Source organism: Bacillus sp. K2I17, assembly GCF_002209985.1.
In the GTDB taxonomy this organism is placed as follows: Bacteria; Bacillota; Bacilli; order Bacillales; family Bacillaceae_G; genus Bacillus_A; species Bacillus_A wiedmannii.
In genome coordinates, this window is the sequence record NZ_NJGF01000007.1 from 129,036 (window position 1) to 149,253 (window position 20,218).

A 20,218-nucleotide genomic window follows, 5' to 3' on the forward strand; every position below is an offset into this window, starting at 1 on the left:
TTATTATAGTCTATCCAAAAAAGGGTCGCAAATAGGTGTTTGGCGGGGAATAATATTTGTCAAATCGCGATGAATTGGCTAACATGAAAGAGGAAGGATTAGAGGTGAATTATATGGAAGCAAAAACGATGAAGGATATGCAGAAAGAAGTAGATGCATATATTGGTCAGTTTAAAGAAGGTTATTTCAGTCCACTTGCAATGATGGCTCGTTTAACGGAAGAAATGGGGGAGCTTGCAAGAGAGGTAAATCATTATTATGGTGAGAAACCGAAGAAAACAACTGAAAAAGAACGTAGTCTGGAAGAAGAGCTTGGAGATGTATTATTTGTTATGATTTGTATGGCAAATAGTTTAAATATTGATTTAGAAACGGCACATAACATTGTAATGAATAAATTTAATACACGTGATAAAGATCGCTGGACACGTATTGATGAGGGAGAGAAAGAATAATGAAAGAAATTAAAGTAATTATCGCTGGACCAAGAGGACGTATGGGACATGAAGCAGTCCTTCTTATGGAAAGAACGGAACATTTTAATTTGGTAGCAGCAGTGGATTATAAGCATGGTGGAGAGAAAATTTCTGATTTACCGGGCATGCCAGCGTTACAAGCGCCAATTTACGCAGATTTACATACTTGTTTAGAGGAAGTAGAAGCAGATGTGTTGTTAGATTTAACAACGCCAGAAGTTGGGAAACAACACGTTACACTAGCAGTTGAGCGTGGACTTCGTTCTGTTATTGGTACAACTGGATTTACAGAAGAAGAACTAAAGCAATTAAGAGAGAATGCGAAAGAAAAAGCAGTAGGAACAATTATCGCTCCAAACTTTGCAATTGGTGCAGTTCTTATGATGAAATTCTCACAAATGGCAGCGAAGTATTTCCAAGATGTTGAAGTAATTGAATTGCATCATGATCAAAAGTTAGATGCACCATCTGGTACAGCAGTAAAAACAGTAGAATTAATTCGTCAAAATCGTGAATCAAAGCAGCAAGGTCATCCGAATGAAGTAGAACAACTAGAAGGTGCTCGTGGTGCAAATGTAGACGGCATTCACATTCATAGTGTACGTTTACCAGGACTTATTGCACACCAAGAAGTAATGTTTGGTGGAGATGGACAAATGTTAACGGTTCGTCATGATTCATTCAATCGTGCATCATTTATGTCGGGTGTAAAACTATCAATTGATACAGTAATGAATCTAGATCATCTTGTGTACGGTTTAGAAAATATTATCGACTAAAGGGGAGACAACGGATGAAAATTGCCTTAATCGCACATGACAAAAAGAAAGATGACATGGTTTCGTTTGCATACGCATATAAACCAATTTTTGAACAACATGAATTATTTGCAACAGGGACGACAGGACTTCGTATTATGGAGGCAACTGGTTTAGTTGTAACAAGATTTCAGTCGGGTCCTCTTGGTGGCGATCAAGAAATTGGTGCCATGATTGCAAAAAACGATATGGATATGGTGATTTTTTTCCGAGATCCACTAACTGCTCAGCCGCATGAACCAGATGTAAATGCATTGCTTCGTTTATGTGATGTATATGCGATTCCACTTGCAACGAATATGGCAAGTGCTGAAATGTTAATGCACGCATTAGAGCGAGGAGATTTAGATTACCGCAAGTTTAGAAAATGAGGGGAACAATTATGAGTGGATTACATATATTAGCGTTTGGTGCTCATGCCGATGATGTCGAAATCGGCATGGCTGGTACCATTGCTAAATATACGAAGCAAGGGTATGAAGTAGGTATTTGTGATTTAACAGAAGCTGACCTTTCTTCTAATGGAACGATAGAATTGAGAAAAGAAGAAGCAAAGGCGGCAGCTCGTATAATGGGAGTAAAAACGAGACTGAATTTAGCGATGCCAGACCGTGGTTTGTATATGAAAGAAGAGTATATACGTGAAATTGTAAAGGTGATTCGTACATATAAACCGAAACTAGTTTTCGCGCCGTATTATGAAGATCGTCATCCAGATCATGCAAATTGTGCAAAACTTGTGGAAGAAGCTATTTTTTCAGCGGGAATTCGTAAATATATGCCAGAGGTTTCGCCACATCGCGTGGAGTCTTTTTATTATTATATGATTAATGGTTTTCATAAACCGAATTTTTGTATAGATATAAGTGAGTACCTTTCTATAAAAGTGGAAGCATTAGAAGCGTATGAAAGTCAGTTTTCAACAGGGAGTGATGGTGTGAAAACGCCGTTAACAGAAGGTTACGTTGAAACTGTGGTCGCTCGAGAGAAAATGTTTGGAAAAGAAGTTGGAGTCTTATATGCCGAGGGATTTATGAGTAAGAAACCGGTTTTATTACATGCTGATTTAATAGGGGGGATGTAAATGAAATTAAAAATAGGTATTACATGTTATCCTTCTGTAGGTGGTTCTGGAGTTGTTGGAACAGAATTAGGAAAGCAATTAGCGGAACGCGGGCATGAAATTCATTTTATTACATCGGGTTTACCATTCCGGTTAAATAAAGTGTATCCAAATATTTATTTTCATGAAGTGACGGTAAATCAATACTCTGTATTTCAATATCCACCATACGATTTAGCGTTAGCGAGTAAAATGGCAGAGGTTGCACAAAGAGAGAACCTAGATATTTTACATGTGCATTACGCAATACCACATGCCATTTGTGCTTATTTAGCAAAACAAATGATTGGAGAGCGTATTAAAATTGTTACAACCTTACATGGAACAGATATTACTGTGTTAGGTTCTGACCCTTCGTTAAATAATTTAATTCGTTTTGGTATTGAGCAATCTGATGTTGTGACGGCTGTCTCGCATTCATTGATTAACGAAACGCATGAGCTTGTAAAACCAAATAAAAACATTCAAACGGTATATAACTTTATAGACGAGCGTGTATATTTCAAGCGTGATATGTCTCAATTAAAGAAAGAATACGGTATAAGTGAGAGTGAAAAGATACTGATTCACATTTCAAATTTCCGTAAAGTGAAACGTGTGCAAGATGTTGTTCAGGCATTTGCTAAAATTGTTACAGAAGTAGATGCGAAGTTGCTTCTTGTTGGAGATGGACCAGAATTTTGCACGATTTTACAGATAGTAAAAAATTTACATATTGAAGATCGCGTCTTATTCTTAGGGAAGCAAGATAATGTTGCAGAGCTACTTGCGATGAGTGATCTAATGTTGCTTCTTTCAGAGAAGGAGAGTTTTGGTCTTGTTTTATTAGAAGCGATGGCGTGTGGTGTACCTTGTATCGGAACAAGGGTTGGAGGTATTCCAGAAGTCATTCAACATGGTGAAACAGGATATTTATGTGAAGTTGGCGATCCAACAGGAGTGGCAAATCAAGCCATTCAGCTATTAAAGGATGAAGAACTTCACCGTAATTTGGGAGAGCGAGCAAGAGAAAGTGTTTACGAGCAGTTCCGCTCTGAAAAAATCGTCTCACAATATGAAACGATTTACTATGATGTACTAAGGGATGACAAAAATGGAAAGATTTAAAAAAGCTAGTTCTATTATTGAGACTTTAAAGCAACAAGGACATGAGGCCTACTTTGTCGGTGGAAGCGTACGAGATCTTATTATCGATAGGCCGATTGGAGATATTGATATTGCGACATCTGCTTTACCAGAAGAAGTGATGGCTATATTTCCAAGACATGTTCCTGTTGGTCTTGAGCATGGAACTGTAATTGTGGTAGAAAATGGTGAACCTTATGAGGTAACCACTTTTCGAACAGAGGGCGAATATGAAGATTTTCGAAGACCTAGTAGTGTTCAATTTGTTCGTTCATTAGAAGAGGATTTAAAACGTCGTGATTTCACAATGAATGCAATTGCGATGACAGAAGAAGGCAAAATGGTTGATTTATTTGCTGGACAGCAAGCGATTCAAAAGAGAGAAATTGTGACGGTTGGCAATGCTGCGGATCGTTTTCAAGAAGACGCCCTGCGAATGATGCGTGGTATTCGTTTCGTAAGTACGTTAGGTTTTTCTTTAGAAATGAAAACGAAACAAGCAATAGAAACATATGGACATTTGCTAGAACACATTGCAATTGAGCGAATTACAGTGGAGTTTGAGAAACTGTTAACTGGTACATATTGCGTGAAGGGCTTGCAAGAATTAGTAGAAACGAAGCTATTTTCTCATCTGCCATATTTACAAATGTCAGATGAGAGATTATTAAAAGCTACGCAGTATAACTGGGATTCTTTTGAAACGGACATTGAGGCATGGGCATTCTTCTTATATTGTATTGGGGAAGAGCATCCATCTGTCTTTTTACGTCAATGGAAGTTTTCAAATAAAAAAATAAAAGATATCGTCGCAGTTTTATTAACACTCCGTACGAGAAAGGAGAAGGATTGGGATACAGTCTTTCTTTATAAAACGGGAATTCATATCGCTGAAATGGCAGAAAGAGTATATGAAGCGATGATTGAAAGCTATGATAATACATCTGTGAAACGAGTACAAACGTTGTTTGAAGCATTGCCAATCAAGAATCGACAAGAAATGAATGTGACTGGGAATGATTTATTAAACTGGGCAAATAAAAAGCCAGGTCCGTGGGTTGCTGAAATGATTCAAAAGGTTGAAGAAGCAATCTTACAAGGAAACGTAGTTAATGAGAAAGAGTGTATAAGGGAGTGGCTGCAAGAATGCAATCTACTATAAGAAAGCAGTTATTGCAAGTTTTTTCAGAAGCGGATGGCGCGTTTGTATCTGGCCAAACGATTAGTGATAAACTTGGTTGTTCAAGAACCGCTGTGTGGAAACATATGGAGGACCTTCGGAATGAGGGATATGAACTTGAAGCTGTGCGTCGATTAGGTTATCGAATTGCGAGTAAGCCAGACAAAGTGACTGCTAATGAAATTCAGTTAGGGTTACAAACGAAACATATTGGTAGAACGGTATATTTTGAAGAGTCTGTTGAATCTACGCAGCATATTGCAGCAAAACTTGCTTATGAAGGTGCAGAAGAAGGAACGATTGTTGTTGCAGAAGAACAAACAGCCGGCAGAGGTCGTTTAAGTAGGAAATGGCATTCACCAAAAGGAACAGGAATTTGGATGAGTATTATTTTACGTCCATCAATCCCGGTTCATCATGCACCACAACTTACTTTATTAGCGGCTGTTAGCGTTGCACAAGCAATTGAAAAGTGCACGGGTGTAAACGTAGGAATAAAATGGCCGAATGATATTTTAATTCAAGGTAAAAAGGCTGTAGGTATATTAACAGAAATGCAGGCTGATCCTGATAAAATTAATGCTGTCATTATGGGTATTGGTATTAATGCAAATCAAAAGCAAGAGCATTTTGATGAGGAAATTCAGCATATTGCTACTTCTTTAGCGATTGAATCCGGTGAGCCAATTGTTCGTGCAGAGCTGATGCAACAAATCTTTTTACAACTAGAAAAATTATATGAAGAGTATTTACAAAATGGTTTCTCTGTCATTAAAATTCTTTGGGAAAGTTACGCTGTGAGCATCGGGAAAGAAATTACCGCTCGAACGATGAGAGAGACAATTACAGGCGTAGCAAAAGGAATTACAGAGGATGGTGTATTGCTTCTGGAGGACCATGAAGGGAAAGTACATCACATTCATTCTGCGGATATCGAAATTAAGTAAAAGAAGTTCCTTTTGGGAACTTCTTTTTATTTGACTATTACTTTGCCTTCCATTCCTTTAAGAAGGTGGTACCGGCATATTAATTCATATGTACCAGTATTTTTAGGTTTCACGGTAATGTTTTTTTCTTTTCCTGACTCGACTACGACATCAATGCCGAGTTTTTTTACTGTAAAGGTGTGTTCATTCTTACCTTTGTTTTTTAATAACAATGTTGTTGACTCTTCAATTGGAATGGTGATGACGTTTGGATGAAAGTAATCATCATTCAGTTCGACCTCAATTACTTTCGTTGAATCGATAGGTTGTGTTACGACGTTAACTGAGGCAAATGCATGGAAGGAGCTAAAAGTTATCATCCCTACAATCATCAGAAGCAAACCGGTGAATGGAAATAACCATTTGTTCATAAACATGCGCAATTCTCCTTTTGTAAGTACTTTTCTCAATTAACCTGCATCATTAGTTTAAGAGTTATACGAGGCATTTTAAACAAAGCTGTATCTTTCTATGATTGAGTTATTTATAAAAATTTCACATACCGTAATAGGAATAAAAAATTATTTTTTCAAAAAAATGTAGTAATCCCTTTTTGGAGTTTGCTATAATTAGTTCGAATGTGGGCAGTATCAGAGCGAACTGCACCATGATTCGAAGCAATACGAAAAATAATAACTTGGATTCTGCCTTGATCCAATAACGGACTGGGACAGAGGGATGAATAATGCCGACTAACACACAACCCTTCTGCCCTTTTATGGCCAGAGGGGTTTTTTATATGATTTCGGCCATCTCCTCTCTCCTGTATAAAGGAGGAGTAGTTTTTGAAAACAAAAACAGATTTTTTGAAGATGAAAGAGCAAGGTGAGCCGATTACGATGCTAACGGCGTATGATTATCCATCTGCTAAGTTAGCAGAAGAAGCTGAAGTTGATATGATTCTAGTTGGAGATTCCCTTGGGATGGTTGTGCTAGGCTACGATTCAACAGTACCTGTAACAGTAGAGGATATGATTCATCATACGAAAGCTGTACGCCGAGGAGCGAAAGAGACGTTTATTGTAACTGATATGCCATTTATGTCGTATCATGTGTCGCCTCAAGATACGATGGTGAATGCACGCCGCATTGTTCAAGAGAGTGGTGCTCATGCACTGAAGGTAGAAGGTGCAGGGGAAGTGGTATCAACTATTCATTACTTGACGAATGCGGGAATTCCTGTTGTGGCACATTTAGGCTTAACTCCTCAATCTGTAGGAGTACTAGGTGGGTATAAAGTACAAGGAAAAGATGCTGAAAGTGCAAAAAAATTAATAGAAGATGCGAAGAGATGTGAGGAAGCTGGTGCGATAGCGCTTGTGTTAGAATGTGTGCCAATGCAGTTAGCGGAATTAATTTCGAAGCAACTAACAATTCCGACGATTGGAATTGGAGCAGGGAAAAAAGTAGATGGGCAAGTACTTGTTTATCATGATCTTATCTCATACGGCGTAAATCGTGTTCCGAAATTTGTAAAGCAATATACGTCTGTTCAAGAGGAGATTGTGCGAGGGATTTCACAATACGTTACTGAAGTAAAGACAGGGCAATTTCCAGAAGAAAAACATTCATTCACAATGAAAGAGGAAGAATGCTTAGCGTTATACGGAGGAAAACAATAATGAAAATCGTAACTACAGTGCAAGAGATGCAGCAAATTACAAACGAACTTCGTATAAGTGGAAAAAGTATTGGTTTTGTTCCAACGATGGGTTATTTACATGAAGGCCATGCGACTTTATTACGTAAGGCAAGAGAAGAAAATGAAATTGTGGTTTTAAGCGTGTTTGTCAATCCGCTACAGTTTGGGCCGAATGAAGATTTAGATCGATACCCTCGTGATATTGATAGAGATGAAAATGTAGCAAAAGAAAACGGTGTAGATTATTTATTTTATCCGAGCGTAGAAGAAATGTATCCAGCAGAACAAACGACAACAGTAGCAGTTGTGAAGCGTACCGATGTATTATGTGGCAAACAAAGACCTGGTCATTTCGCTGGAGTTGCGACTGTACTAATGAAACTATTTAATATTACATTGCCAACGCGTGCTTATTTTGGTATGAAAGATGCACAGCAAGTTGCTGTCATTGAAGGATTTGTCGCTGATTTTAATATTCCGGTTACGATCGTACCAGTGGATATTGTAAGGGAAGTAGATGGATTAGCGAAAAGTTCTCGTAACGTGTATTTATCACAAGAAGAGCGTGAAGAGGCTCCTCATTTATACCGCAGTCTATGTATAGCGAAAGAAAGAATTGAAGCAGGCGAACGTAATGCAGAAATCATTACAACTCTTGTGAAAGAGTATATTGAGACGTATACGAAAGGCACTGTAGATTATGCTGATTTATATGCCTATCCTTCACTACAAGTAATAGATAAAATTGAAGGACGAATGATTTTAGCAATTGCAGTTAAATTTGAGAATGTACGATTAATTGACAATATAACATTAACGGTTAAATAAGGGGGAGCATCTATGTTTCGCACAATGATGAGAGCGAAGTTACATCGCGCAACGGTAACAGAAGCAAATTTAAATTATGTAGGTAGTATTACAATTGATGAAGATTTAATGGATGCAGTAAATATTGTAGAAAATGAAAAAGTACAAATTGTAAATAACAATAATGGTGCGCGCTTAGAGACATATGTTATTAAAGGAGAACGCGGTAGCGGTGTTGTTTGTTTAAATGGTGCAGCTGCAAGGCTTGTACAGCCAGGGGATAAAGTTATTATTATTTGCTACGGTTTAGTGGCAGAAGAAAATATTCATAACCAAGAGCCGAAAATTGCAGTATTAGACGATGATAATCAAATTATCCAAATGTTAGGCACTGAAAAAGCGGGTACGATATTATAAGTAAGAAGGCTATCTCTATTACGGAGATAGCTTTTTTGTGCATCTTTTCATTAAGATGAGATAAAACGTGGTATAGTAACATTATATAATTTTGTGATTGATAGGTAAGAAATTGAGGTGTTACATATATGAGTAAACGTTATGTCGTTGTGGATTTAGAGACGACAGGGAACTCCTGGAAGGACGGGAAGGATAAAATTACCCAAATCGCAGCTGTTGTAGTGGAAGATGGAGAGATACTAGAGATTTTTTCATCTTTTATTAATCCGAAGAGAGAGATTCCGCCATTTATTACAGAATTAACAGGGATTGATGAGAGTATGGTTAAGCAAGCCCCGTTATTTCATGATGTAGCCCCGATGGTTGTTGAGCTATTGCAAGGTGCAACTTTTGTTGCACATAACGTTCACTTTGATTGGAATTTTTTAACGGAAGAATTAAGGTGGGCTGGATATACAGAAGTACATTGTCCCAAAGTTGATACAGTGGAGTTGGCGCAAATTCTTTTGCCGACAGCTGATAGTTATAAATTACGTGATTTAGCTAAACAACATGAATTAGAGCACGATCAACCGCATCGTGCGGATAGTGATGCTCTTGCAACAGCGGAATTATTTTTACAATTTTTAAATGAAATTGAAAAGTTACCACTTGTCACCTTGCAATCGCTTTATGAATTGAGCGATGTTTTTCAAAGTGATATAGCGGATGTACTTTCTGAAAATATTTTAAAGAAAATGATGCATGGTAGAAAAGTGGCAGAGGGGTATGAAGTGTATCGAAATATTGCGCTTCGAAAACGGAATTATGCTTTAAATCTCAGTGAAACATGTTCATCTAAATTTGATGCTTTCTTGCACAAGGCAATCGATAAACTTGAATTGAATATGCCAAGGTTTGAAAAAAGAGAAAGCCAACAGATTATGATGAAGGAAATATATACAGCACTAAGAGATTCTAGGTTTTCACTAATTGAAGCAGGAACAGGAACAGGAAAGACTCTTGCATATTTACTTCCAAGTATTTATTTTGCAACGAAAAAAGAAGAACCTGTCATCATAAGTACCCAAACAGTACAACTGCAACAACAAATATTAGAAAAAGAAATTCCATTATTACAGAAAATAATGCCATTTTCATTTGAAGTAGCTCTTTTGAAAGGAAGAAAGCATTATCTTTGTCTACATAAATTTGAATATGCTTTGCAAGAGGAAGAGAAAAATTATGATATGGCGCTCACAAAGGCAAAAATTTTAGTGTGGTTATTGCAAACAGAAACTGGCGATCGTGATGAATTAAATATTCCTGAGGGTGGAAAGTTACTTTGGAACCGTATTTGTAGTGATGTACATAGTCCAGGCGGAATGCAAAGCAACTGGTATAGCCGTTGTTTTTATCAACGAGCAAAGAATAAAGCATTATTTGCAGATATCGTTATTACAAATCATGCGTTATTATTTCAAGATTTTTCAAGTGAAGAACCACTATTTGCTTCATGTGAACATATTATTTTTGATGAAGCTCATCATATCGAGGAAGCGGCGAGCAGAATATTAGGTGAACAGTTCTCCTGTATGTATTTTCAATTAGTTTTATCTCGTCTTGGTACGCTAGAAACAGATGATGTACTTTCTAAAGTATATAAAATGATGAAAAAATCAGAGCAAGCCTCTCGTTCGACTTTCCGTATGGTGAGTCATAGTTTGAAGGAATTGAAATTTGATGCGGATGAGCTATTCCAAATGTTACGTGCTTTCATCTTTAAACAAACAAAGCAGGAACAAGGGATAAGCAATATGCCACTCATTTATCGATATAACACGGAAGTAGAGAAAGGTAAGTTATGGGATAGCATTACCGAGTTAACAAATCGTTTTGTATACGATGTAAGAAAATTATTGACTATACTTGAGAAGCAAGTTGATATATTGCAAAGTAAATTAGAATGGGAGATGCATGTTATTACAGGTGAATTTATGCATTTAATTGAGTTGTTGAGAAAGATGGAAAAATCTTTACAATTACTCATTTTAGAAAAAAATTCATATGTGACATGGATGGAGACTGAAACGAAGGGAACAATTCATTCAACCGTTTTATATGCACAGCCTGTTCATATTGGTGAAAGGCTTGCGGATGAATTTTTAACACAGAAAAAGAGTGTTATTTTCACATCAGCAACGTTAACAGTAAACGATTCATTTGACTATATAAAAGAGGAGCTAGGTTTACATGATTTTGCTCCCAATACATTACAGGTTCCATCACCATTCCGTTTTGAAGAACAGATGAAATTAATGGTTTCAACAGATGTGCCTTTTATTAAGCAAGCAAGTAATGAAGAATATATTGAATCTGTGTCGGCACATATTGCAAAAATCGCGAAAGCTACAAAAGGCAGAATGCTTGTTTTATTCACTTCGTATGAAATGTTGAAAGAAGCGTATACGAATTTGAAAAATGATGAGGAATTAGAGGGGTATTTATTATTAACGCAAAGTGTAAATAATAAGAGCCGAAGTCGTCTCATTCGTAAATTTCAAGAGTTCGACAAATCGATTTTGTTAGGAACAAGTAGTTTTTGGGAAGGGATAGATATACCTGGAGATGCCCTTAGTTGTCTTGTTATTGTACGGCTTCCCTTTACGCCTCCTCATCAACCGATGATGGAAGCAAAAGGAGAGTGGTTAAAAAATCAAGGAGAGGACGTATTCGCTAAGTTAGCACTCCCGCAAGCAATCTTGCGTTTCAAACAAGGATTTGGTCGTCTGATTAGAACAAGTACAGATACCGGAACAGTATTTGTATTAGACCGTCGTTTGATAAGCGCTTCTTATGGAAAACGTTTTTTACAATCAATCCCAACTGTTCCGCTTTATGAAGGCCCTCTAGAAGAATTATTAGAACAATTAAAGGCATGGCCAAATAAATAAAATTGGAAGAAAAATACGCCTGAAGTACATTTAAGCTTCAGGCGTAAAAAATGTGGGTAGGAGGAATTTTATTTTTCTTACTTCTTGTATACAAAATGTATTGGTTTTCGACTTGAAACCTTTTTTTGCAGTACATGTCCTGCTATAATAGATGGGTGATGAAGCAGGGGTTGTAAAGAATGTACTCTTATTGTAACCGTATTGCGTTCTTCTATAATTAGAAATTTTTGTGTAACGGAGGAGTTTTTTCATGGATAAGAAAATCGAAGTCCTATCAACGACGCGTATTAAATATTCGTCTGACTTGTATAAAATTGTTGATAGTTTGAATCGTACGTTAAAAGAACAGGACCTCATGTTCGGATTAGCATTAGACGAAAAAGATAAAGAAATAGCTGTATTTACGATTTACAGAACGTAGTGATACAATGAAAAAGTGGATCTTTGCAATCGTTATCGTAATCGTTGCTAGCGGAATATATGGGGCGTATGTTTACAATAAAGCAATGGAAAAGAAAATCCCTAAAGAGGCAAAATCTGTAGAAATTGCGAAAGAAAAGGCAAAGCTTACAAAAGTAAAATCTGTTGATTATTATAATGGAAATTCTTCATATACAGTCGTACAAGGTGTAGACGAAAAAGGAGAACAAATTATTGTTTGGGTGCCTAATAAAAAAGGGAATGTCCTTGTGAAGAAAAAGAGTGAAGGTATTCCTGAAAAAGAAGCTTTGCAAAAGTTGGCTGAACAAGCTACAGGAAAAGGTGATGAGCCAAAGCCAAAGCCAAAAGAAATTATAAAAGTAAAATTAGGTGCTCAAAACGATATTCCGTTGTGGGAAATTACATATATTGATCAGGAAGATCGTTATACGTATTATTATTTAGAGTTTCAAAATGGGGCTTATGCTGGTCACTACAGCATTGAAAAATAGATGTAGGGGGAACTACAAATGAAATTAGCAAAGCGAGTAGCTGCTTTAACACCATCTGCAACTTTAGAAATTACAGCAAAGGCACAAGCATTAAAAGCAGAAGGTCATGATGTAATTGGATTAGGGGCAGGAGAACCTGACTTTAATACGCCAGAACATATTATGGATGCTGCACATAAAGCGATGTTAGAAGGACATACGAAGTATACACCAACAGGTGGATTACAAGCGTTAAAACAAGAAATTGTGAAGAAGTTTACACGTGATCAAGGAATTGCGTATGATCCATCTGAAATTATTGTATGTAACGGTGCAAAGCATGCATTATATACATTATTCCAAGTGTTACTTGATGAAGGAGATGAAGTTATCATCCCAACTCCTTATTGGGTAAGTTATCCTGAGCAAGTAAAGCTTGCTGGAGGTAAGCCAGTTTACGTAGAAGGCCTGGAAGACAATGAGTACAAAATTACAGCGAAGCAGCTGCGTGAGGCAATTACAGAGAAAACGAAAGCAGTTATTATTAATTCACCGAGCAATCCAACAGGAATGATTTATAGCAAAGAGGAATTACAACAGCTTGGAGAAATATGTTTAGAACACGATATTTTAATCGTTTCAGATGAAATTTATGAAAAATTAATTTATGGTGGAGCAGAATATACTTCGATTGCCCAGCTTTCTAATGCATTAAAAGAACAAACACTTATTATTAATGGTGTATCTAAATCTCATTCTATGACAGGATGGCGTATTGGATATGCAGCAGGAAATAAGCAGCTTATTAAAGCGATGACGAACTTAGCGAGTCATAGTACGTCAAACCCTACTTCAATCGCTCAATACGGCGCAATTGCAGCATATGCAGGCTCACAAGAACCTGTAGAAAAAATGCGTCAAGCATTTGAAGAAAGATTAAACATTATTTATGATAAATTAATTCAAATCCCTGGCTTTACTTGCATTAAACCACAAGGTGCATTTTACTTATTCCCTAATGTAAAAGAAGCTGTAGCTTTATCAGGATACGAAACTGTGGATGATTGGGCAAAAGCTCTATTAGAAGAGGAAAAAGTGGCTCTTGTACCAGGTACAGGATTTGGTGCTCCAAATAACGTTCGTTTATCATATGCGACATCTCTTGAACAAGTAGAGAAAGCATTAGAACGCATTCATACGTTTATGAAAAGTAAAGTGCAAGCTTAATTGTATATTTTATTAACGCAATACAAAAAACCTTCCTACATAATAGGAAGGTTTTTTTGACGAATTGTGGCAAAAAGAAATAGCGAAAGGTGTGTTATACTAGAGAGCGAGGTGTTTGGTGATGAAAAAGAAAATGATGTTACAGTGGTTTGAGCAGGGAAGCATTGCAATTCCAAAATTACTTATGATGCATTATAAAAAATTAGGGCTAAATGAAATGGAATTTATGGTTGTACTTCATGTACACACATTTTTAGAATCGGGCAATTCGTTTCCGACTCCGTCAGAGATTTCAGAACGGATGACGATTACTGAAATGAAATGTATGGAAGTAATTCAGACATTGATTCAAAAAGGTTTTTTATCACTAGAAGGTGGACAAAAATCAGAAGCGATGATGTGTGAAAGTTATTCTTTACAACCGCTATGGGAAAAAATATTGCATTTCTTAATGAACGAATCAATAGAGGAAGAACAAAAAGAAATAAAACAACTGCAAGTAAATTTATATACAGTATTTGAAAAAGAATTTGGAAGACCACTTTCTCCGTTTGAATGTGAAACGTTGGGTATGTGGGAAGATCAAGATCAACATCATCCGAATTTAATTCAAGCGGCCCTCAGGGAAGCTGTAATGAGCGGTAAGCTTAATTTCCGATATATTGATCGTATTTTATTTGAGTGGAAAAAGAATGGTATTAAAACAGTAGATCAAGCCCAAAACCAAGGACGGAAATTTAGAGCAAATCAACAACGAACGCAGCAAACGACAAAACAAGAGACGAAATTTACTGGGAAAGTGCCTTTTTATAATTGGTTGGAGCAGTAATGTAGGAGGAAGTATATGTTAAATAAAACGCAAATTCGCTATTGTTTAGACACAATGGCGGATATGTATCCAGAAGCACATTGTGAATTAATTCATGATAATCCATTTGAATTAGTAATCGCGGTGGCGTTATCTGCACAATGTACAGATGCACTTGTAAATAAAGTGACGAAAAATTTATTTCAAAAATATAAAACACCAGAAGATTATTTAAGCGTGTCTTTAGAAGAATTACAACAAGATATACGTTCCATTGGATTGTTTAGAAATAAGGCGAAAAATATTCAAAAATTGTGCCAGATGTTGCTAGATGATTATAACGGGAAAGTTCCAGAAGACCGTGACGAGCTGACGAAATTACCAGGAGTAGGAAGAAAGACAGCGAATGTAGTTGTTTCGGTTGCATTTGGAATTCCAGCGATTGCTGTTGATACGCATGTAGAGAGAGTGAGTAAACGGTTAGCGATTTGTAGGTGGAAAGATTCGGTGTTAGAAGTAGAAAAGACATTAATGAAGAAAGTTCCGATGGATGAATGGGGCGTTACACATCATCGTATGATTTTCTTTGGGCGTTACCACTGTAAAGCACAGCGACCACAATGTGAAGAGTGCCGATTACTAGAAGTGTGTCGTGAAGGAAAGAAGCGAATGAAGGGGAAATAAAGGATGGAGCGAGTTATAGAAATACCGAAAGAATTTCGGTGCTTACCATTTTTTACAGAAAGCGTAACTTCGATTACGTATCATACAGATCAGTCTTTTGAAGAAATAATACAAAATACTTACTTTATATTTGATATTGAAAGACAATATGAGCCGTGGAATGAAATTGAAAATAGTATTCCTGTACTGTTGAATGTATGGAAAAGTAAGCATGAAGACATTGCTACACTATTTCGAAACAGAAATAAGCAAGAAGTTGAAGGTCCAATGATTCTTTTTGCGGCACATTTGTTATCAATTGTATATTGGTTAAATGAGCAACCTATCCATAGTTTGAACGAAATGGAAGATTACACGAGTATATTGGAAGTACAACCAGTTAATTTTGTAGAGCGATATTCGTTCATTATAAAAAAACCGAATAATTATCATTCTTATATTCAGTTAGCGCAGTTGTATATTGAAATAGAAAAGCTATATGTAAAGAAAATGATAACAAAAAAGAAGTCCTTTTCTCGTTAAGAGAAAGGACTTCTTTTTTTGTATTAAGACTCTGTTATAACAGCATTTCCGTCTGCGTGAGGTGTATCTCCTCCGGTATTTTGTTGTTGTTCTTGTTGCTTGTGTTGTTCTTCTTCAGCTTTTTTTCTAGCAGCCTCTTCTTCAGCTTTCTTTCTAGCAGCCTCTTCTTCAGCTTTCTTTCTAGCAGCTTCTTCATCGGCTTTCTTTCTAGCGGCTTCTTCTTCAGCAGCCTTTTTCTGAGCTTCTTCTTGTTGTTGCTGTTGCTCTTGTTGTTTACGCTGCTCTTCAGCAGCTTTTTTCTGAGCTTCTTCTAGTTTTTGTTTATCTTCATTAGCTTTTTTCTGTACTTCCTCATCAGCTTTTTTCTTAGCTTCTTCGTCAGCCTTCTTCTTAGCCTCTTCTTCAGCTTTCTTAGGGTCTGGAGTTCCGCCAGGTGCAGTGAAGGATGCACCAACTGCAGGGCTTGTTCCAGTACCTTTTTTCGCTACCACAGAGAAGCTGTAAGTAACGCCTGGTTTAATACCACCAAGAGAAGCTGTCGTACCATTTATTGATAAACTACCACTTGAACCGTCAGTTGCTTTATAGCTTGCTGCATACGCATCAACTTCTGCTGGTCCAGACCAGTTTAGTGTAACGGTGCTAGCCCCATCGAAAGTAACATTAAGACCACTAGGTGCATCTACTTTAATTTGTTTAATTGCATCTTTTTTCGCACCTTTTACGTATAATTCTCCGTTTATTTCTTGTACAGAAGAAGGACGTTCAAAGCGAGATTTATCTGTAGCAAATTTGCTCATCATTACTTGGAACATTTGTTGTGCAATTCTAGTAGAGCGATCACCAATGTAATTTTCTGGACCATCCTTTTCGTAACCAGTCCAAACAGCCATTGTATATTGTGGTGTATATCCAGCGAACCAGCTATCTCTGTTTGCATCAGCTGGAATACCATATTTTTTAAGAACGTCTTCATCAAAGTTTTGTGTCCCTGTTTTACCAGCTACGTCAAAACCAGAAACGTATGCTGTTGGACCTGTACCACCAGAACCAGGTTTTACTACGTCACGAAGAACGTCAGTAACCATGTAAGCTGTGTAGTCTTGCATTGCACGTTGTTCTTTCGGTTTAAAACTTTTCTTTTTACCGTCTGGGAAGATGACTTCTTTTACGAAGTGCGGTTTATTATAGTTACCATCATTACCAAAGGTTGCATATGCACCTGCTAATTCTAATGGAGAACTATCGTTACTACCAATTGCTGTTGATTCATATGTTTTGCCGTCTTTAAATGTCATACCTAAGCCTTCAGCAAACGCTTGTGACTTAGGAAGACCAACCGCTTGAGCTGTCTTTAAAGCTGGGATGTTTAATGATTTTTTCAAAGCTTCACGTAGTGAAACGTCACCTTTGTAACTTTTTGTTGCATTTCGTATTTTCTTACCATTGGAATACGTATACTCTGAGTCGTTTAATTGATGGTATGTAGACCATTGTAAATTCTCAAATGCTGGACCGTAGTCGAAAATTGGTTTCATCGTTGAACCGACTTGGCGTTTTAAATCAGTTGCCATATTATGACCTTTGAAAGTAGACTTACTTTCTTTACGCCCAGCTCCAATTGCTCGAACTTCGCCAGATTGTGTATCCATAAATACGAATGATCCTTGGAATTGATCGTTCGGATACTTAATAAGGTTGCCATCCATAATTTTTTCAGCGTAATCTTGAGCATCTTGATCAATTGTTGTATGAATTGTTAAACCATCTGAACCGATATTTACATCGGGATATTCTTTTTCAACTTCTTTTACAACAGCATCTAAAAATGCTTGATACTTCATCTCAGTTATTTCTGAAGACGGTTGAAGACCCTCAGTTACAGAGATTTTCATTGCGTTATTCATTTCATCTTTTGTTATATAACCATGTCGATTCATTAATGATAATACGACGTTACGACGTTGTGTAGCTCGTTCAACGTTGTCTTTTTTTGTTGGATCATAAATATTAGGACCTTGTGGTAAACCTGCAAGCATTGCAGCTTCATGTAACTGTAAGTCTTTTAAATCTTTGTTATAATATTTTTTGGCTGCTGTTGCAATACCGTACGAACGGTTACCTAAGTTAATCTTATTTAAGTACATTTCTAAGATCTCATGTTTAGAGTATTGTTGCTCTAATTTGTAAGATAGGTACCATTCTTGTACTTTTCTCTTCGCAGTTTTGTCCATCGTTAGAAAATAGTTTTTGACTACTTGTTGTGTAATCGTACTACCACCTTGAGATCCGAACCCTCCAGTGACATTTTCCATAACTGCTTTTGTAGTTCGTTTAAAATCAATTCCATTATGATCATAGAAACGTGAATCCTCAGTTGCAAGGAATGCACTTTCAACTACCTTTGGAATTTGATCATACGTAACGTGGGTTCGTTTTTCAGCACCGTATTCATAGAAAAAGTTCCCATTCTTATCAAGAAACTTTGTTGATAAAGGATTGACAAGTTTTGATTTGTCTAATTTTGGAGCGTCCTTCACCATAACAAAGAAAGCGGAAACGCTAGCTATAAGACCAACGATACCAAGAAGTAGACAACCTATAAGGAATTTTTTAAAAAAGGAGCCTTTTTTCTTTGGTTTTTTTTCTTTATTTGTTTCTTGCTTTTGATTTTGATTTTTTACATGATTTCGTTCTGTACGAGAACGATAATTATCTGACATTATACTTTCTCCTACCTTTCATTCTCTCCCCAAAAGTCGAAAAAAGAGCCTTAGTGATGACTCTATCACGAAAAATAAACCGTGTCTAGTACACGGATATAATCAATCCGAGGGTGATAACCGCATGATAATAAAGATCCATGCTCTTCTATTTCTTCTTTCGTAATCGATTTCCGTCCACCAGTATTTTGACGATTCCAAAATGCAATAATATGTTTTGCATCTAGTAAATAAAGTTCATCAAAAAGTGTAAATTTAATAATAACAAATGCAATTCCATCATGAACGATTACTTGCTTCATATGTTCAATTTGATGAAGGTGGAAGTTTTGAAGTGGAAAGCTGGTTTTATTTTTTGTTTCTTTCGCTTCAAAATCGATGTATTTCCCTTTGTATACACCGTTGTAATCTGTTGTAGAAGGTTGTTTAAAATACGCTTCTTTTACCACTGCAGCACTTCGAGCGGGGTAATCTACTTTTACAATTTGAAGAGGTGTAGGTTTTTTATGTACACATGCAATATTATGGGTTAAGTAATATTCATTTGTTTCATTCAATTCCTCTTCAAGGGACATACCTCTATTACTATAAGTATGTTTTTTAATTGGTGTTTTATGAGGTTGTGAAGCTTGATTGTACCGTTTTCCGTTTGGGTAACGAATGGTCATAGTGTGTCCACTCCCAACTTGCTAAGAATTACTTACAAAGGTGATTATAACAAAAAATGAAAAAAGATGTGACCTTTTTGAAGAAAGGTATGATGACTTATTTATGTTTACATGGAATGATTATGAGAAAATTAAACAATATCGTAAAAATATGGTTTGTACAGACGAAGAAAAAACAATCGTTTATAACATTAAGAGGAAAATAGAAATGGCTAATATGGACAATATTTCTCGAACACAGTCTTATCAAGAATATTATGTAAGGAACAGTGAAATTAGGTGGGCCTTTTTAGCAAGTATGGTCTCGAGAAATGCTGGATGGAATATGACTGATTTAAAAGGGAGATATTATGCTACTGTTTTACCTCAAACAGTAAAAAAACATTTGTTTCTGACTTATGAAGAAGCGAATTGGATTATTTTTTTAGATGCATTTCCTCAGCTATTGTTATACGAAGAAAGTAAGAGGAGGCAGGTACCACTATTCTATTTGTTACAATATTTTAACGTATCAATTTTTATGGAAAAAGAATGGATTTATTTTTGGGAAAAAAAAGATATAAATAGGCTCATGACAGCGCTTATTATAAATGAGCAAAATAAAATTCAAAAACCAGTTATTGAGAATGCATATTTTAAAAAACATGTATTCCATACTGCACTTTTTAAATTGCAAGAAATGCTTCATATTAGTGCTGTTATTTTTCCGACTGTTGAAGGGAGGATGTATGGTTTTTCAGTTTATCAATTTGAAACGTTACAAAAGCGTATAGAACTAGGGCAGAAATTAGCGGAGTTACTGTTTCATCCGAATTATAAAAGTTTATTCCATAGGTTTGCATTGCAAACTATACACACAGGATCAAGAGCAGATTATGAATATTATGTAAGAGAAGCTAGAAAATCTTGTACGCCAGCCCTTAGAGAGGTTTATCCTGTCGTTGCACATAAGGAAATAAGTATGAGAGATTGGTTTTGTAGAGATATGGAAATAAATGAGTTGTTTCTACTGGAAGAGTATAAGGGTGAAGTTGATATAACAGAATGGTATAAAAGAAAGAGGGAGCAAATCTATGTTGCTTCTATCGTAAATCGTTTTGTTAAAAGGATGGATGAGTTCGTGATATAATAAAAAAGAAGTCCCGTCTTCATAAATGAAGACGGGACT

General features: G+C 36.4%; 21 protein-coding genes. 18 read left to right on the top strand and 3 right to left on the bottom strand.

Translation table 11 applies throughout. The annotated features are described in order from the left end of the window. The first annotated feature begins 113 nt into the window (after positions 1-113). Genes CER22_RS11120 through CER22_RS11150 form a run of 7 tightly spaced genes read left to right on the top strand, consistent with a single transcriptional unit; the run spans position 114 to position 5,669 of the window. Complete coding sequence (locus CER22_RS11120; protein ID WP_048543622.1) at positions 114-455, top strand: nucleotide pyrophosphohydrolase; 342 nt, start codon at positions 114-116, stop codon at positions 453-455. After that, positions 455-1,255, top strand: a complete 801-nt coding sequence (gene dapB / locus CER22_RS11125) for a dihydrodipicolinate reductase (protein ID WP_048543525.1) — start codon at positions 455-457, stop codon at positions 1,253-1,255. The genes CER22_RS11120 and dapB overlap by 1 nt, the downstream gene beginning before the upstream one ends. Before the next feature lie 14 nt (positions 1,256-1,269). Further along, entirely contained in the window at positions 1,270-1,665 is a 396-nt protein-coding gene (gene mgsA, locus CER22_RS11130; RefSeq protein ID WP_046955216.1) for a methylglyoxal synthase, read from the top strand. 11 nt (positions 1,666-1,676) lie between these two features. Beyond that, the gene (bshB1, locus tag CER22_RS11135; RefSeq protein ID WP_048543522.1) at positions 1,677-2,378 is read left to right on the top strand and encodes a bacillithiol biosynthesis deacetylase BshB1; all 702 of its coding nucleotides are present in this window, start codon (positions 1,677-1,679) and stop codon (positions 2,376-2,378) included. Further along, a complete protein-coding gene (gene bshA / locus CER22_RS11140; RefSeq protein ID WP_087985552.1) occupies positions 2,379-3,524 on the top strand; it encodes an N-acetyl-alpha-D-glucosaminyl L-malate synthase BshA in 1,146 nt (381 codons plus the stop codon). Next, entirely contained in the window at positions 3,511-4,704 is a 1,194-nt protein-coding gene (locus CER22_RS11145) for a CCA tRNA nucleotidyltransferase (RefSeq protein ID WP_088608755.1), read from the top strand. Before bshA ends, CER22_RS11145 begins: the two co-directional genes overlap by 14 nt. Beyond that, on the top strand, positions 4,689-5,669 hold the full coding sequence (locus CER22_RS11150; protein WP_046955213.1) for a biotin--[acetyl-CoA-carboxylase] ligase: 981 nt from the start codon (positions 4,689-4,691) through the stop codon (positions 5,667-5,669). Before CER22_RS11145 ends, CER22_RS11150 begins: the two co-directional genes overlap by 16 nt. A 26-nt stretch (positions 5,670-5,695) precedes the next feature. Here CER22_RS11150 and CER22_RS11155 read toward each other — a convergent pair whose 3' ends face one another. Continuing rightward, positions 5,696-6,085, bottom strand: coding sequence for a cupredoxin domain-containing protein (locus CER22_RS11155; RefSeq protein WP_078183454.1), 390 nt, complete (start codon positions 6,083-6,085; stop codon positions 5,696-5,698). A 408-nt stretch (positions 6,086-6,493) separates the two neighbouring features. Here CER22_RS11155 and panB point away from each other — a divergent pair, with 408 nt between their 5' ends. The 10 genes from panB (at position 6,494) to CER22_RS11210 (ending at position 15,659) form a co-directional block, all read left to right on the top strand. Further along, on the top strand, positions 6,494-7,330 hold the full coding sequence (panB, locus tag CER22_RS11165; protein ID WP_000853116.1) for a 3-methyl-2-oxobutanoate hydroxymethyltransferase: 837 nt from the start codon (positions 6,494-6,496) through the stop codon (positions 7,328-7,330). Then, positions 7,330-8,178, top strand: a complete 849-nt coding sequence (gene panC, locus CER22_RS11170; protein ID WP_088608756.1) for a pantoate--beta-alanine ligase — start codon at positions 7,330-7,332, stop codon at positions 8,176-8,178. Before panB ends, panC begins: the two co-directional genes overlap by 1 nt. A 12-nt stretch (positions 8,179-8,190) precedes the next feature. Next, positions 8,191-8,574: an aspartate 1-decarboxylase gene (gene panD / locus CER22_RS11175; protein WP_088608757.1), complete on the top strand. Its 384-nt coding sequence runs from the start codon at positions 8,191-8,193 to the stop codon at positions 8,572-8,574. A gap of 128 nt (positions 8,575-8,702) precedes the next feature. After that, positions 8,703-11,507, top strand: a complete 2,805-nt coding sequence (gene dinG, locus CER22_RS11180; RefSeq protein WP_088608758.1) for an ATP-dependent DNA helicase DinG — start codon at positions 8,703-8,705, stop codon at positions 11,505-11,507. A gap of 250 nt (positions 11,508-11,757) precedes the next feature. After that, the gene (locus tag CER22_RS11185; protein ID WP_000358351.1) at positions 11,758-11,928 is read left to right on the top strand and encodes a YpmA family protein; all 171 of its coding nucleotides are present in this window, start codon (positions 11,758-11,760) and stop codon (positions 11,926-11,928) included. Positions 11,929-11,935: 7 nt separating this feature from the next. Further along, positions 11,936-12,439 carry a cell wall elongation regulator TseB-like domain-containing protein gene (locus tag CER22_RS11190; RefSeq protein WP_088608759.1) on the top strand — a complete coding sequence of 168 codons (504 nt, stop codon included), beginning with the start codon at positions 11,936-11,938 and terminating at the stop codon, positions 12,437-12,439. An 18-nt stretch (positions 12,440-12,457) separates the two neighbouring features. Further along, the gene (aspB, locus tag CER22_RS11195) at positions 12,458-13,645 is read left to right on the top strand and encodes an aspartate transaminase AspB (RefSeq protein WP_088608760.1); all 1,188 of its coding nucleotides are present in this window, start codon (positions 12,458-12,460) and stop codon (positions 13,643-13,645) included. A 121-nt stretch (positions 13,646-13,766) separates the two neighbouring features. Then, on the top strand, positions 13,767-14,474 hold the full coding sequence (gene dnaD / locus CER22_RS11200) for a DNA replication protein DnaD (protein ID WP_000728534.1): 708 nt from the start codon (positions 13,767-13,769) through the stop codon (positions 14,472-14,474). 15 nt (positions 14,475-14,489) lie between these two features. Further along, positions 14,490-15,137: an endonuclease III gene (gene nth, locus CER22_RS11205; RefSeq protein ID WP_046958931.1), complete on the top strand. Its 648-nt coding sequence runs from the start codon at positions 14,490-14,492 to the stop codon at positions 15,135-15,137. Between the two features lie 3 nt (positions 15,138-15,140). After that, positions 15,141-15,659, top strand: a complete 519-nt coding sequence (locus tag CER22_RS11210; protein WP_088608761.1) for a YpoC family protein — start codon at positions 15,141-15,143, stop codon at positions 15,657-15,659. A gap of 23 nt (positions 15,660-15,682) precedes the next feature. Here CER22_RS11210 and CER22_RS11215 read toward each other — a convergent pair whose 3' ends face one another. Both CER22_RS11215 and recU read right to left on the bottom strand, forming a co-directional pair. Beyond that, positions 15,683-18,382, bottom strand: a complete 2,700-nt coding sequence (locus CER22_RS11215) for a PBP1A family penicillin-binding protein (RefSeq protein ID WP_088608762.1) — start codon at positions 18,380-18,382, stop codon at positions 15,683-15,685. Positions 18,383-18,447: 65 nt separating this feature from the next. Next, entirely contained in the window at positions 18,448-19,050 is a 603-nt protein-coding gene (recU, locus tag CER22_RS11220) for a Holliday junction resolvase RecU (RefSeq protein WP_046958934.1), read from the bottom strand. Between the two features lie 103 nt (positions 19,051-19,153). Here recU and CER22_RS11225 point away from each other — a divergent pair, with 103 nt between their 5' ends. Next, entirely contained in the window at positions 19,154-20,179 is a 1,026-nt protein-coding gene (locus CER22_RS11225; RefSeq protein WP_087985630.1) for a DUF2515 domain-containing protein, read from the top strand. The last annotated feature ends 39 nt before the right edge of the window (positions 20,180-20,218 follow it).